Below are 14,624 nucleotides of genomic sequence, written 5' to 3'. Positions count from 1 at the left end.
CTTCCCCTCCCCCGCCCTTGTCCATCACGCCTTCAACCTTCTGCAAGATCATCCAGCCATGAAAATCGTCATCGCACCCGACTCCTTCAAGGAAAGCCTCAGCGCTCTGGCCGTGGCCGAGGAGATCGAAGCCGGCTTCCGCGAGATCTTCCCGCACGCCGATTACTGCAAACTGCCCGTTGCCGACGGCGGCGAAGGCACCGTCCAGGCGATGATCGACGCCACCGGCGGCGAGCTCAGGACGCTGGCCGTCGTCGGTCCGCTGGGCAGCACAGTCAAGGCCAGCTACGGCTACGCCGCAGCCCGCGCCCTCGCCGTCATTGAAATGGCGGCGGCCAGCGGCCTGGAGCTGGTGCCCCCCGCGCAACGCAATCCGCTGATCACCACCAGCTACGGCACCGGCGAGCTGATCCGCGATGCATTGCAGAGCGGTGCCCGCCAACTGATCATCGGCATCGGCGGCAGCGCCACCAATGACGCAGGCGCCGGCATGCTGCAAGCACTCGGCGTCCGCCTGCTCGACGACAGCGGGCACGAACTGGAAGCCGGCGGCGCGGCCCTCGCCCGCCTGGCGCATATCGACATCTCGGCGCTCGATCCGCGCATCCGGGCCTGCAAGATTGAAGTGGCCTGTGACGTCAGCAATCCCTTGGTCGGTCCCACCGGCGCCTCGGCCGTGTTCGGTCCGCAAAAAGGCGCCACACCGCAGATGGTGGCGACGCTCGACGCCGCGCTGCGCCGCTTTGCCGAAGTACTGCAGCGCGAACTCGGTCAGGATGTCGCCGCGCTGGCCGGCGCGGGCGCTGCCGGCGGCATGGGCGCAGCCTTGCTGGCGGTGCTCGGCGGCCGGCTGCGGCCGGGCAGCGAAGTGGTTACCGAAGCGGTGGGGCTGGACGAACAGCTGCGCGATGCCGACCTGGTGATTACCGGCGAGGGCCGCATCGACGGACAAACCATCTATGGCAAGACGCCAATGGGCGTCGCCCGCGTGGCCGCCCGTCACGGCGTGCCGGTGATCGGCCTGGGCGGCTGCCTGGCGCCAGACGCCAGCGCCGTGCATGGCGAAGGCATTGCCGCCGTATTCAGCTCGGTACGCCGCGCCTGTTCAGTCGAGGAAGCGCTGCGCGACGCACGCTTCAACATCCGCAGCCTGGCCCGCAATATCGCCGCGACACTGCAGATCGGCCAGAAACTGCGCGCCGATATTTAGACGCGAAGGACGCGAAGACAAAGCAAAGGTCCGCAAAGAGAAAGCGATTCATGCTTCCCTTTGCGGACCTTCTGTCGTTCACCAAAGCGCATCGAGGCATACGCCCCGGCCTGTTGTCTGGCGCCCCAGCGCTCAGGACAGTTGGGCGAATGCGCTGTCCGCTGCAGCAATCGTCGCGGCAATATCCGCCTCGCTGTGTGCCGCCGAGACGAAGCCTGCTTCGAAAGCCGAAGGCGCGAGGTAATGCCCGGCATCGAGCATGAGGTGGAAGAAGCGGTTGAAACGCTCGCGGTCGCTGGCCATGACATCGGCAAAGCTCTGCGGCACTTCGGCCGAGAAGTAGAGGCCGAACATCGCGCCGACCGCCTGTGCCGAGAACGCCTGACCCTGTTTGCGCGCGACAGCGGCAATGCCGTTGACGAAGTCTGCAGTGCGCGCCGACAAGGCTTCATAGAAGCCCGGCTGCTGGATCAGGCGCAGCGTGGCAAGCCCCGCCGCCACCGCCACCGGGCTACCGGACAAGGTGCCGGCTTGATACACCGAACCGAGCGGCGCAATCTTTTCCATGATCTCGCGACGCCCGCCAAAGGCGCCTACCGGCATGCCGCCACCGATGATCTTGCCCAGCGTGGTGAGGTCCGGCGTGATGTTGTAGAGACCTTGCACGCCGGTGATGCCGACGCGAAAGCCGGTCATCACTTCGTCGAAGATCAGCACCGCACCGTGCTGGGTACACAGCGCACGCAGCGTATCCATATAGGCTTGCGAGGGGCGCACGAGGTTCATGTTGCCGGCCACCGGCTCGATGATGACGGCGGCAATCTCGCTGCCACGCGCAGCGAAGACTTCTTCGAGCTGCGTCGCATTGTTGTAGTCGAGCACGATGGTGTGCTTGGCAAAGTCAGCCGGCACGCCGCCCGATGAAGGATTGCCGAAAGTCAGCAAGCCCGAGCCGGCCTTGACCAGCAAGCTGTCGGCATGGCCGTGGTAACAGCCTTCGAACTTGATGATCGCGTCGCGCCCGGTGAAACCACGCGCCAGACGGATAGCACTCATCGTCGCCTCGGTGCCGGAGGAAACGAGACGCAGCATTTCCATGCTCGGCAGCAAGGTCTTGAGCAGCTCAGCCATCTCGATCTCGCCCTCGGTCGGCGCACCGAAGGACAAACCATCAACAGCAGCGCGCTGCACTGCTTCGACTACTTGCGGATGCGCGTGGCCGAGAATCGCCGGCCCCCAAGAGCCAACGTAGTCGGTGTAGCGCTGGCCATCGGCATCCCAGACATAGGCGCCTTGCGCACGTGCGAGGAAGCGCGGCGTACCGCCCACCGAGCGGAAAGCGCGTACGGGCGAATTGACGCCGCCGGGAATGCTCAGCTGGGCGCGGGCAAAGAGTTCTTCGTTACGGGACATGGTGGTCGGGAGTGGGGAGTGGTGAGTGGGGCTCAGGCGTAGAGTGCGGCGAATCGTGCGGCCTGCGCTTGCGGTGCGGAGGCAGCATAGATGTCGGTGATCACCGCCAACAAGTCGGCGCCCTGCGCCACCAGCAGCGGTGCATTATCGGCCGTGATGCCGCCGATGCAGGCCACCGGCAAGCCCAGTTCGGCCTTGGCCTGGGCGATCAGTTCAAGCGGTGCAGCGACGGCTTCAGGCTTGGTCGGCGACGCGAACATGGCGCCAAAGGCCACATAGCTGGCGCCCGCAGCCTGCGCCGCACGGGCACGCTCAAGGCTGTTGTAACAAGACGCGCCGATGATCGCCTGCGCACCCAGCACGGCGCGCGCCGCCGCCAGTTCGCCATCTTCGCGCCCCAGATGCACGCCATCGGCGGCCACCTGCTGCGCCAGCGGCAGATCATCATTAATCAGCAAGGGCACGCCCAGCCTGCGGGTCAGCGTACGCAAGGCTTGCGCCTGCGCCTGCGCCAGACGCAGATCGCGCGTGGCACTTTTGTGACGGTACTGCACACAGACTGCACCGCCTTCGATGGCCGCCTCGGTGGCGGCCAGCAGACGCGCGGTGTCGTCCCAGTCCGGCGTGACGAGATAGAGACCGCGCATGATCAGATCTTGTGCGCGTAGAAACGGTTGGGGATGGCTTGACCCATGCCCGGACGGATGGCGTGCGCCAGCGTCTCCCAGGTGTAGCGCTGCGCAGCCTGCACGGCTTCGCGCACATCCATGCCACGCGCCAGCATCACCGCGATGGCCGAGGCCAGGGTGCAGCCGGAACCGTGGTAGCTGCCCGGCAGGCGTTCCCAGGCATCGGTGCTGATCACGCCATGCTTGCCATATAAGGTGTTCACCACTTGCGGCGCCTGCTCGTGGGTGCCGGTAATCAGCACATGGCTGGCGCCGAGTTCGACGAGAAAGCGCGCGCACTCGGAGAGCGGCATATCGTCGTCGGCATCGTCCTCTTCCTGTACCAGGCGGCGCGCTTCAAGGCTGTTCGGGGTGAGCACGGTGGTCAGCGGCAGCAGCAGTTCGCTCATCGCGGCGAGCACTTCCTCGTCGGCCAGCGGATCGCCACGGCCGGAGGCGATCACCGGATCGAAGACCACGGGGATATCCGGATAATCGGCAATCACCTCGGCGACCGCGGCCACGTTTTCGACATTCCCGAGCACGCCGATCTTGAATGCCTGCACGGTGATGTCTTCGAGCAGCACGCGCGCCTGGTCGACCACCCAGTCATCATCGACCGGCTGCATCTCCTCGACCCCGCGCGTGTCCTGCACGGTCATGCCGGTCAGCACCGACAGCGGATGGGCACCGAGCGCGGCGATGGTCAGGATATCCGCCTGTACCCCTGCGCCTCCAGTCGGATCAAAGGCGGCAAAGGACAAAACAACCGGAGGCTTGGGCGTGGGCATATTGATGAAGATCAGGACAGGGAACGAGGAAAGCGTCGCAAGGCAACGCAAATACAGGACAATTGACGGGTAAATGCCGATGCACTGCGGCATGTCGCCTGACAAAAATGCGCTAAGATCGTCGCGATTTTAACTGATTAAGCGCCTCATGACTGATAGTGCCTTGCCTTACAAAACTTGGATGTGCCTGATCTGCGGCTGGATCTATGACGAAGCAGCGGGCTCTCCCGAAGAGGGTCTGCCCCCCGGAACCCGCTGGAGTGATGTTCCGCCGAACTGGACCTGCCCCGAATGTGGCGCCCGCAAGGATGATTTTGAATTGATGGAAATCTGACAGACGTACGGGCCAAAGCGCTGACATTGCGGCAAAATGCCGCAAGGTTGTTTGAAAACTTTGTGCCTGCAGCAGGCCGCGGCAGATCAGATCAACAAGAGGAGTAGCGCGTTGGCAGAAGGACCGGACGTCAGTGGCGTCAAAGTGATGGTCATCGACGACAGCAATACGATTCGTCGCAGCGCCGAAATCTTCCTGGCTCAAGCCGGCTATCAGGTCTTGCTGGCCGAGGATGGTTTCGATGCGCTGTCGAAAATTGCCGACCATCACCCTGACCTGATCTTCGTCGACATCATGATGCCGCGCCTGGATGGCTACCAGACCTGTGCGCTGATCAAGAAGAACCCGCGCTTTGCCGCTACCCCCGTGATCATGCTCTCGTCCAAGGACGGCCTGTTCGACCGCGCGCGCGGCCGCATGGTCGGTTCGGACGAATATCTGACCAAACCTTTCACCAAAGACAGCCTGCTCAAGGCCGTCTCCGCCCACACCGCCTTGCGCGGCGGGCGCCTGTAATCCGAGGTAAGCATCATGCCGATCAAGAAAATTCTCGTTGTCGATGATTCTCCGACGGAGCGCTTCGCGCTGACCGAATTCCTCAGCCACAACGGTTTTACCGTGGTCACCGCCGAAAACGGCGAAGAAGGCGTCGCCAAGGCCAAGAGCGAGCAGCCGGACCTGATCCTGATGGATGTGGTGATGCCCGGCATCAACGGCTACCAGGCCACCCGCACCATCTCGCGCGACGAACAGACGCGCAGCATCCCGGTGATCATGACCACCAGCAAGGATCAGGAGACCGACAAGATCTGGGGCATGCGCCAAGGCGCCTTCGACTACATGGTCAAGCCGATCAACCACGACGAGCTGCTGCGCAAGATCTCCTCCATCGGTTAAGCAAGCAAGGCGCTGCACACATTCCCCGAGAACATAGAGAAGATGGCCAAACGACAAAGCCTGCGGGAATTTCAGCAAGACCTGACCAGACGCCTCACCGAGGTCAAGCACAGCGGCCGCCGCTCGGCCCTGCTGGCGGTCAGCGCCGGCAGCAGCAACTGGCTGCTCGATTTGTCGGAAGCCGGGGAAATCATCATCACGCCGACCCTCACGCCAGTGCCGATGACGCGCGACTGGTTCCGCGGTCTGGCCAATGTGCGCGGCAATCTCTACAGCGTGGTCGACTTCGCCGCCTACTGCGGCGAAGGACAGACGCCGATGACCGGCGAGGCGCGCATCCTGCTGATCGGCACCAAGCATGGCGTCAATACCGCGCTGCTGGTCAGTCGCGCCCTGGGCCTGCGCAACCCCGAAGATTTCGATGCCGACGACCAGACCGTGGATCAGCGCAGCTGGGTCAGCGGTGCCGTACGCGATTCGCAGAACCGTTTGTGGCGCAAGCTCAGCGTGCGCCCGCTGTTGGCGGACAGTCTTTTCCTGGATGCCTCACTCGATTAGCAGCAAGCAGCCAGACAGCGCTCGTTCAGCAGCTTGGATGACAACAACTACCCTGGCATGACCGGAGTAACAGCATGAGACTTAAGAAATTCTTCGAACGCTTCAAGCGCGCTGACGAGCTCGACGGTGTCACCGAGTCCGGCCAGGAAAGCACCATCCTGGACCGCGCCACCGAGATGGACCATGGCGCCAGCGCCGCGACGGGCGCGCGTGCGCGTCTGCCCTGGCTGCAATGGCTGGCCGAGAAGCCGGTCGGTGAGCAGCTGCGGACCCTGGGTCTGATCTTCGGTGCGCTGACCGTTGCCGCCGTGGTGCTGATGATTTTCCAGATCCGCGCGGCCGGACAGGGCACGGCCTTCGTGTCCGCCGCCACGCAGATGGGTACGCAATCCCAGGTGCTCGCCAAGGCAGCACAGATCACCGTGACCGGCGGCTCACGCGAAGGCGCCTCGATCCAGGCCAGCGGCGCACGCGGCGGCTCGGGCTTTACCGAACTGAAGGAATCGCGCAACCGCTTTGCCGACTTGCTGCAAGCGGTCACCAACGGCGGCGAGGTCGATGGCGTCAGCGTGCAGCGCAGCCCGCGCTCGGCCCAGAAAGCGCTCGATGACCTCACTGCACTGTGGGACAAGGTCAGCAAGAACGCCGAACAGCTGACCAGCCAGCAGATCAGCATCACGCGCCTCGGTGGCGCGGTCGACATCATCAATGCCAACAACGCCGAGCTGCTCGACTACGCGCAGCAGGTGGCCGCCCTCAAGCTGCAGCTGGGTGCGCCGTCCGCCGAGATCGCCACCGCCAACGAGGTGGTGATGCTCACCCAGCGCATGGCCAAGAACGCCAATGCGCTGCAAGCCTCTGAAGCAGTCGATCCGGAAATCGTGTTCCTGCTCGGCAAGGACTCCAACACCCTCGCCCAGCGTCTCGAAGAACTCAGCCACATGAGCGGCAGCGGCAATGCCGACATGCAGGAAAAGCTCGCCGGCCTGGGCAAGTTTGCAGCCCGCCACCAGCTGGCCGTCGGCGGCATCCTGTCGAACGTGCAGCCGATGGTGCAAGCCAAGCGTGCCGGTCTGCAGATCTTCAAGGACTCCGTCCCCCTGCTCGACGCCGCCAATGCGCTGGCCGAAGCCTATCGCCATGCCTATACCGGTGCGACGCTGCAGATCTTCCTGATCATCGTGCTGGCCGTGCTGGCCCTGCTGGTCCTGGTCTATATGGGTATCGTCTATCGCGACGACATGTCCAAGCGCCGCGAGGAAGCTGAACAACAGCGCGCCTCGGCTGAAAGCGAAAAGAACAGCACCCAGCAGGCCATCTTGCGCCTGATGAATGAAATGGGCGACCTTGCTGACGGTGACTTGACGATCCGCGCGACAGTGACCGAAGACGTGACCGGCGCCATCGCCGACTCGGTGAACTACACGATTGAAGAACTCTCGGTGCTAGTCCGCCGCATCAACGACGCTGCCAACCGCGTGACGCAAGCCACCGAATCCGCGCAGCGCATGTCGGGCGAACTGCTCGACGCCTCCGAGCGGCAATCGCGCAACATCCAGCATGCCGGCGCACAGATTCAGGAAATGGCGCGCCAGATCAGTACCGTATCGAGCAGCGCCTTGCAGACCGCGCAGGTGGCGCGCCGCTCGCTGGAAGCCGCACGCAAGGGCACCACGGCCGTGCAGGACTCGATCTCCGGCATGAACGAAATCCGCGAGCAGATCCAGGAAACCTCCAAGCGCATCAAGCGCCTCGGCGAATCCTCGCAGGAGATCGGCGAAATCGTGGAACTGATCTCGGACATTACCGAACAGACCAACGTGCTGGCACTCAACGCCGCCATCCAGGCCGCCTCCGCCGGTGAAGCCGGCCGCGGTTTCACGGTCGTTGCCGAAGAAGTGCAGCGCCTTGCAGAACGCTCGGCCGAAGCGACGAAGCAGATCGCCGCGATTGTGAAGACGATTCAGACCGACACGCAGGACGCCGTGGCCGCTATGGAAAACTCGACCCGCGGTGTGGTCGAAGGCGCCAAGCTCTCCGACGCCGCCGGTCAGGCGCTCGGTGAGATCGGCGACGTGTCGGTGGAAATGGCCACCCTGGTTGAACGCATCTCGGCCGACACGCAAAAGCAGGCCTCGGTGGCGACCGAGGTGTCCGAGTCGATGCGCGAGATTCTCGCCATTACCGAACAGACCACCCGTGGCACCCAGCAATCGGCCTTGTCGATCGGGCAGCTGGCCGATCTGGCGGTTGAACTGAAGGGCTCGGTCTCCGGCTTCAAGGTCTGAGAGCGGCAGTGAAATAAGCCTGCGGGCCTGAAGTGCTCCGAGAGGAACAGATGAGTCAAGTGACCGATTTCGATATTGGACCGCTGAGCTGGGTCAAAGCAGAGCTGGACGCGGCCTTGGGCCGTGCCACGGCCAGCCTCGACGAAGCGCTGGCGCAACCCGGACAGCGCGAACCGCTGCGCTTTGCGCAGAACCACGTGCACCAGGCCAGCGGCGCCCTCGCCGTGGTCGGCCTCGACGGCGTGGCGCAGTTCTCCGAAGCCATCGACAAGCTGCTCTCGGCGCTGGCCGGTGCCGAAGACGCGCCCTCCAGCGAACAGCTCCAGCTCGCCAAGCGCAGCCTGGCGGTGCTCGCCAATTACCTCAGCGAACTGATCGCCGGCGCCGAGCACAAGCCGCTGCGCCTGTTCCCGGCCTATCGCGAACTGGTCATCGCCCGCGGTGAAGATGCCCCGCAAGCCTCCGAACTGTTCTTCCCCGACATCAGCGTGCGGCCCCAGCTGGACGCCCGCGAAACCGTGACGTCCGCCAATCCTGCGCATGATTTGCGCGTGCTGCGCGGCCGCTTCGAAAAGGGTTTGCTGCAGTGGCTGCGCCAGCCGCACAGCCGCGCCGGCGCGGAAGAAATGCTGCGCGCCGTGCAAGGCATCGAACGCATCCAGTCGCAGCCGGCGACGCGCGCCTTCTGGTGGGCGTCGATTGCCTTTTTTGAAGGCCTGGCCGAGGGCGTGATCGCCGTTGAGCGCAGCACGCAACGCCTGTGCCGCCGCATCGACACGCAGATGCGCCGCATCATCGAGGGCTCGCAAGTCGTCGCCGAGCGCCTGGTGCGCGACGTGCTGTACTTCGTGGCCACCGCCAATGTGTCGACGCCGCACGCCCAATCGGTGCGCGAGGTCTACAAACTGGCCGCCGCCCTGCCGACGCCGGACCAGGAAATCTCCAGCACCCTGCGGCAACCGCTGATCCTGCGCGCGCAGGAAGCACTCGAAGCCTGCAAGGACGCCTGGAACCGCTTCAGCGCAGGTGCCGCCATTGCCCTGCCGCAATTTCAGGACCAGCTCGACGAGCTGCTCAAGCGTGTGCAGGCGCTCAACATGCCGCTCATCGAGCCCCTGCTCGGCAGCATGAGCCGCGTCGGCAGCTGGCTACGCGACGATCCGCTGCGGCAAAACGAGGCTGTGTCGATGGAGCTGGCCACCGGCCTGCTGATCGCCGAACACGCCATCCAGTCGCCGGCCTACGACAAGTCGCTGCTGCAGCGTCAGGTCGACATGCTGAGCACGATTTACGACATCCGCAGCAAGGGCGGCCGCCCGCCGGCCATGGATGCCTCGCTGTTCGGTGACGCCTCCACGCGCGCTCAGGAACGCCTGTTCTTCAACCAGCTGGCGCGTGAAATCCAGACCAATCTGGGGCAGATCGAGCAGGCGCTCGACGCCTTCTTCCGCGCCCCCGAGCAACGCGACAGCCTTGCCGCGCTGGCTGCGCCGCTCAAGCAGGTCGAAGGCGCATTGTCGATGCTCGGCGAGAACCGCGCCGCACAGCTGGTCGGCGAGAGCGCAGCGCAGATCCGCCAGTTCTCGATCCAGAACACGCCGCCGGAACGCGAGGCCTGCGACAGCCTGGCGCACAATCTCTCGGCGCTCGGTTTCTATGTCGAAGCCTTGCGCAACGGCCCGGCGCGCCTCGACGACTTCCTCGATCCGTCCGGCCGCTTTGCCGCCGAAGCCGCCAAGGATGCCGCCAGCGGCACCGTCGAAGCGCAGCTGCTGCGCGAATCGCGCGAGACGCAGTCGCTGGTCGAAGCCCTGCGCGACGAACCGGAAAACAGCGCGCTGCGCGAGCAGCTGGTGAGCAATCTCGAAGCGATCCGCGACGACGCCCACCTGCTCGCCGACCGCAATCTGGAACAACAAGCCAGCGATGTGATTGCCGACCTCAAGGCCGGCGGCTCGGTATCGTCTTCGCATATCCAGGAAGCGCTGTCGGCGGTCGCCTCGCCGGCAGCACCGCAGCACTCCGAAGAAGCCGAACGCCTGATGCAGGTCAGCGTTGAAGAACTCGACGCCGAACTGCTGGAAATCTTCCTCGAAGAAGCTCAGGAAGTGCTTGCCAACCAGAGCGCACAGCGCGCCATCGCCGCACGCGAACCGCATAACCACGAAGCGCTGGTGACCATCCGCCGCGGCTTCCACACGCTCAAGGGCTCAAGCCGCATGGTCGGCCTGGAAGCCTTCTCGGAAGCGGCGCGTCAGGTCGAAATGACGATGAACCGCTGGCTGCAGCTGGAAAAGGACACCACGATCGATCTGCTCAGCCTGATCGACGCCGGCGTCGCCAATTTCGGCGCCTGGGTCGAGCAGCTCAAGTCCGGCGGTAGCGCCTGGCGCGACGCCAAAGCGCTGATCGAACACGCCCAGGCCTTGCTGGCATCGCTGGACCCGGCGCCGGACGAAGCCTATCTGCCCAACACCCTGACCCCCACACGCCCACCGCACCCTGAGCGCGCGGTGGCAGAAGACCCGGCCACCGCGCAGTCGGGCGCAAGTCTTGCAGATGAGTCCCTCGATCCGCTCAGCCAGGCGGAGGGACTTCTGTCGCTGCCCGAGCTGCCGGAATCGGCGCCGGACAGCGCGGCTGAGCACTACGACAGCTCGCTCGAAGCCTCACACATCCATGACATGCCGCATGTCGGTGAGCTCGGCCAGGACAGCGAGCTGATGCTCGAACCGCTGAGCGAATTCGACCTGACGGCAACCGAACTCGAAGACCTACCTGGCGAGACCTCGGCAAACGGCGAGGAAGATGCGCTGTTTACCGGCACCGATCTGGACCTCGATCTCGATCCGGGGGTCGAGCCGCCGCCCGCCGCAGAAGAAGCGCCGGCAGAGGAAGAGCTGGACCTGGCCGCTTCGCTGCTCAATGACAGCCTGCTGCAGCTGCAGGATGAGCACGACGCCCGCCCCGCCGAAACGGCTGCGCTCGACGAGCTGGACCTGACGGCCACTTCGCTGGAAGACCTGCTCGACGAAATCCCCGCCGAGACGCAGCCCACCACGTCTCTTGAGACGGAGGCAGAAAGCGGGTCAGAAGCCGCGTCAGAAGTAGAGATCGAGCTGGACAGCCTGCTGCTGCCCGACACCGCAACGCCGGAGGAGGCTCAGGCTGAAACGGATCTGAGCAGCACGGCGCTCGACGATCTGCTGCACATTCCCGAGACCGGGCCGGCGCACAGCATCGAAGCGCTGGGTGAAGTGCCGCCTGCCGCCAGCGTGCCGGACAGCGCAGCGGACCACTACCCCGAACCGGTGCTGGAGCCCGCGCTTGAAGAGGTCTCCATCGAAGACGACGATGAAGACATCGGCCTGCCGGTGATCAATCTCGAATCAGCGGCCGTTCCGCCCAGCCAACACGAGACAGAGCCGGAGCCCTTCCCCGAGAGCATCCCCGACAGCGATGTGCAGATCGGCGGCAGCACGCTCTCGCGCGGCCTCTACGAGCTTTATCTCAATGAATCCGCGCAGCATCTGGCCAGCTTGCGCGCCGACCAGCAACAGCGCCTGGCCGACCCCACCCTGCCACCGAGCAAGGATGCCGTGCGCGCAGCACATACGCTGGGCGGCATCTCCGGCACCACACGCTTTGAAGCCCCGCATCTGCTGGGCAAGGCGCTGGAGCACTGCCTGCATCGCTTCAACGAAGCCCAGGTCGCCCCCGATGCCGCACAGGAAGCGGTGATCGATGCCGCCATCGGCGCACTGGAAGTGATGCGCGATGAAATCGCCGCGCAGCTGATGCCCTATGTGATGTCCGACCTGGCCAGCCAGCTCGACAGCTTGCAAGCGCATCTGCCCGAACCGGCCAGCGACTGGCTGGGTCTGGCCGATGGCGATCTCGCCGAGGAAGCCCTTGCCGACGAAGTTGTCACCGAACCCGCCTTCACCGAACCCGCTTTCACCGAACCCGCGCTCGACGCAACGCCGGAACCGCAAGCGGAACACGACGCAGCACTGAGCGAACTGCCTGCCACCAGCGCCATCGAGGCTGAAGCGGCGCTGCAAGCCGAGCTTGGCAGCGCCGCGCAGGAAGATGAAATCCTCGTCAGCGATGAGCTCGACGAACAGCTGCTGCCGATCTTCTTTGAAGAAGCCGACGAGCTGTCCGCCGAAATCGGCGACGCGCTGCGCCAGCTGCGCAGCGATCCGCTCAACGAAGAGCCGCGCAACGCGCTGGCGCGCCTGATGCACACCCTCAAGGGCAGTGCGCGCATGGCCGGCGCCATGCGCCTGGGCGAAGCCGTGCACCGCCTGGAAAGCCGCCTCGAAGCAGCCGGCGCGAACAGTTCGGACGCGCTGATCGACGAGCTCGAAAATGGCTTCGACCAGGTCGGCAATATCCTGCGCGCCCTGCGCGACCCGAATGCCGCGGTCGCCGCCAGTGCCCTGCCGGAAAGCAGCACCGATACGCTGGTGACCGGCGATGAGCGCATCCCCGAGGCGAGCCCGGCCGCCGAAGCTGAGGCGCCGAACAGCGTGCCCGCCCCACGCAGCGATGCCGACATCCCCGCCGTGCTGCGCGCCGCGCCGCCAGCCGACACGCCCGAGGCGCCAGCCACACCGCGCGCCCTGGTGCGTGTGCGTGCCGATCTGGTGGACCGCTTCGTCAACGAGGCGGGCGAAATCAGCATTGCCCGCACACGGGTCGAGGGCGAGATGCGGACCCTGCGCCGCTCGCTGCTGGACCTCACGGAAAACGTCATCCGTCTGCGCAATCAGCTGCGCGAGGTGGAAATCTCGGCCGAATCGCAGATGCAGTCGCGCATCGCCGCCGCCGAATCACAGCACGCCAATTTCGACCCGCTCGAATTCGACCGCTTCACGCGCCTGCAGGAACTCACGCGGATGATGGCCGAGTCGGTCGGTGACGTAACGACCATCCAGCAAACCCTGTTGCGCAACCTCGACGGCGCCGACTCGGCCCTGCACGCGCAAGGCCGCCTGTCGCGTGACCTGCAGCAGGCGCTGATGGGCGTGCGCATGGTGCCCTTCAACGATGTCGTCGACCGTCTCTACCGCGTCGTGCGGCAGAGCGCGCGCGAGATGGACAAGCGCGCCAACCTCGACATCATCGGCGGCAATATCGAAATCGACCGTGGCGTGCTCGACAAGATGGTGGCGCCGATCGAGCATCTGCTGCGCAATGCAATCGCCCATGGCATCGAAAGCCCGGCCGAACGCCTCGCCGCCGGCAAGCCGGAAACCGGCCAGATCACGCTCAAGCTGAGCCAGCTGTCGAATGAAATCGCGCTGGAAATGGCCGATGACGGTCATGGTCTCGATTACCAGCGCATCGCCGCGCGTGCGCGCAGCAGCGGTCTGCTCGGCGCCGACGAGGAGGTCAGCGAGAACCGCCTGACCCAGATGATCTTCGAACCGGGCTTCTCGACGGCCGAACAGGTGACCGGCCTGGCCGGTCGCGGCATCGGCATGGACGTGGTCAAGAACGAAGCGCTGTCGGTCGGCGGCCGCATCGATGTGTCCTCGACCCCTGGTCAGGGCGCGCGCTTCCTGATCCACCTGCCGCTCACCCTGGCCGTCACCCAGGCTTTGCTGGTGCGCGTCGGCGCACGCACCTACGCGATTCCCTCGAACATGGTCGAGCAAGCCATCGAGGTCAAGGAAGACGTGCTCAATGCCTACCGCAGCCAGGGCTACGCCGAATGGAAGGGCCAGCGCTACCCGGTGCGCTACCTGCCGCGCCTGCTCGGCGACACCGAATCGCAGCCGGAAACCAAGCGCTTCCACTGGGTGCTGTTGCTGCGCGCCGGCAATGACCAGCTCGGCCTCTACATCGACGCCCTGCTCGGCAACCAGGAAATCATCGTCAAGAACGCCGGGCCGCAATTCGTGCGTCTGCATGGCTACACCGGTGCCACGGTGCTGCCCAATGGCGAAATCTCGCTGATCCTCAACCCGGTGGTGCTGGCCGGCCGCCAGGGCGGCAGCACGCTCGACAGCGATCTGCAGAGCCAGCAGGCCAGCGAAGTCAGCACGGCCTACACGCCGATCATCATGGTGGTCGACGATTCGCTGACGGTGCGCAAGATCACCAGCCGCCTGCTCGAACGCGAAGGCTACAAGGTGATCACCGCCAAGGACGGCGTCGATGCGCTCGAACAGCTGACCGAAACGCTGCCCGACGTGATGCTGCTAGATATCGAAATGCCGCGCATGGACGGCTTCGATCTGGCGCGCAATATCCGTGGCGACGCGCGTCTGCGCCATCTGCCGCTGATCATGATCACCTCGCGGATGGCCGACAAGCACCGCAATTACGCGATGGAAATCGGCGTCAATCACTACCTCGGCAAGCCCTACCAGGAAGACCAGCTGCTGGGCCTGATCGACGAATTCGTCACCGCTGCGCATCGCCGCTGAGGCGAGGGGAAGGTGCTGTCCAAAA

The 14,624-nt window shown here is 64.9% G+C and carries 10 protein-coding genes; 7 read left to right on the top strand and 3 right to left on the bottom strand.

The genetic code is table 11. From position 1 onward, the window contains the following. The first annotated feature begins 58 nt into the window (after positions 1-58). On the top strand, positions 59-1,210 hold the full coding sequence (locus tag ABDB84_RS08470; protein WP_345919278.1) for a glycerate kinase: 1,152 nt from the start codon (positions 59-61) through the stop codon (positions 1,208-1,210). A gap of 132 nt (positions 1,211-1,342) precedes the next feature. Here the strand turns inward: ABDB84_RS08470 and hemL are convergent, their stop codons facing one another. Genes hemL through thiD form a run of 3 tightly spaced genes read right to left on the bottom strand, consistent with a single transcriptional unit; the run spans position 1,343 to position 4,082 of the window. Continuing rightward, the gene (hemL, locus tag ABDB84_RS08465; RefSeq protein WP_345919277.1) at positions 1,343-2,623 is read right to left on the bottom strand and encodes a glutamate-1-semialdehyde 2,1-aminomutase; all 1,281 of its coding nucleotides are present in this window, start codon (positions 2,621-2,623) and stop codon (positions 1,343-1,345) included. A 32-nt stretch (positions 2,624-2,655) separates the two neighbouring features. Next, a complete protein-coding gene (gene thiE / locus ABDB84_RS08460) occupies positions 2,656-3,270 on the bottom strand; it encodes a thiamine phosphate synthase (protein ID WP_345919276.1) in 615 nt (204 codons plus the stop codon). Between the two features lie 2 nt (positions 3,271-3,272). Next, entirely contained in the window at positions 3,273-4,082 is an 810-nt protein-coding gene (gene thiD, locus ABDB84_RS08455) for a bifunctional hydroxymethylpyrimidine kinase/phosphomethylpyrimidine kinase (protein ID WP_345919275.1), read from the bottom strand. A 181-nt stretch (positions 4,083-4,263) separates the two neighbouring features. Here thiD and ABDB84_RS08450 point away from each other — a divergent pair, with 181 nt between their 5' ends. The 6 genes from ABDB84_RS08450 to ABDB84_RS08425 all read left to right on the top strand — a co-directional run bounded on the left by ABDB84_RS08450 (position 4,264) and on the right by ABDB84_RS08425 (position 14,599). Next, complete coding sequence (locus ABDB84_RS08450) at positions 4,264-4,416, top strand: rubredoxin (RefSeq protein ID WP_345919362.1); 153 nt, start codon at positions 4,264-4,266, stop codon at positions 4,414-4,416. A 147-nt stretch (positions 4,417-4,563) separates the two neighbouring features. Then, positions 4,564-4,932 (top strand): response regulator, encoded by a 369-nt coding sequence (locus ABDB84_RS08445; protein WP_345919361.1) that lies wholly within the window; start codon positions 4,564-4,566, stop codon positions 4,930-4,932. 15 nt (positions 4,933-4,947) lie between these two features. Continuing rightward, entirely contained in the window at positions 4,948-5,313 is a 366-nt protein-coding gene (locus ABDB84_RS08440) for a response regulator (RefSeq protein WP_345919274.1), read from the top strand. A 42-nt stretch (positions 5,314-5,355) separates the two neighbouring features. Continuing rightward, a complete protein-coding gene (locus ABDB84_RS08435) occupies positions 5,356-5,871 on the top strand; it encodes a chemotaxis protein CheW (protein WP_345919273.1) in 516 nt (171 codons plus the stop codon). Positions 5,872-5,945: 74 nt separating this feature from the next. Continuing rightward, positions 5,946-8,159 (top strand): methyl-accepting chemotaxis protein, encoded by a 2,214-nt coding sequence (locus tag ABDB84_RS08430; RefSeq protein WP_345919272.1) that lies wholly within the window; start codon positions 5,946-5,948, stop codon positions 8,157-8,159. Positions 8,160-8,209: 50 nt separating this feature from the next. Continuing rightward, a complete protein-coding gene (locus tag ABDB84_RS08425) occupies positions 8,210-14,599 on the top strand; it encodes a hybrid sensor histidine kinase/response regulator (protein ID WP_345919271.1) in 6,390 nt (2,129 codons plus the stop codon). The last annotated feature ends 25 nt before the right edge of the window (positions 14,600-14,624 follow it).

Source organism: Uliginosibacterium sediminicola (assembly GCF_039631295.1).
Classification (GTDB): domain Bacteria; phylum Pseudomonadota; class Gammaproteobacteria; order Burkholderiales; family Rhodocyclaceae; genus Viridibacterium; species Viridibacterium sediminicola.
This window is presented reverse-complemented; position numbering and strand designations above follow the sequence as displayed.

What these genes read in the sequence shown, in the direction of transcription:
- ABDB84_RS08470 (WP_345919278.1), top strand. Translation starts at nt 59, where the DNA reads ATGAAAATCGTCATCGCACCCGACTCCTTCAAGGAAAGCCTCAGCGCT.
- hemL (WP_345919277.1), bottom strand. Translation starts at nt 2,623, where the DNA reads ATGTCCCGTAACGAAGAACTCTTTGCCCGCGCCCAGCTGAGCATTCCC.
- thiE (WP_345919276.1), bottom strand. Translation starts at nt 3,270, where the DNA reads ATGCGCGGTCTCTATCTCGTCACGCCGGACTGGGACGACACCGCGCGT.
- thiD (WP_345919275.1), bottom strand. Translation starts at nt 4,082, where the DNA reads ATGCCCACGCCCAAGCCTCCGGTTGTTTTGTCCTTTGCCGCCTTTGAT.
- ABDB84_RS08450 (WP_345919362.1), top strand. Translation starts at nt 4,264, where the DNA reads ATGTGCCTGATCTGCGGCTGGATCTATGACGAAGCAGCGGGCTCTCCC.
- ABDB84_RS08445 (WP_345919361.1), top strand. Translation starts at nt 4,564, where the DNA reads ATGGTCATCGACGACAGCAATACGATTCGTCGCAGCGCCGAAATCTTC.
- ABDB84_RS08440 (WP_345919274.1), top strand. Translation starts at nt 4,948, where the DNA reads ATGCCGATCAAGAAAATTCTCGTTGTCGATGATTCTCCGACGGAGCGC.
- ABDB84_RS08435 (WP_345919273.1), top strand. Translation starts at nt 5,356, where the DNA reads ATGGCCAAACGACAAAGCCTGCGGGAATTTCAGCAAGACCTGACCAGA.
- ABDB84_RS08430 (WP_345919272.1), top strand. Translation starts at nt 5,946, where the DNA reads ATGAGACTTAAGAAATTCTTCGAACGCTTCAAGCGCGCTGACGAGCTC.
- ABDB84_RS08425 (WP_345919271.1), top strand. Translation starts at nt 8,210, where the DNA reads ATGAGTCAAGTGACCGATTTCGATATTGGACCGCTGAGCTGGGTCAAA.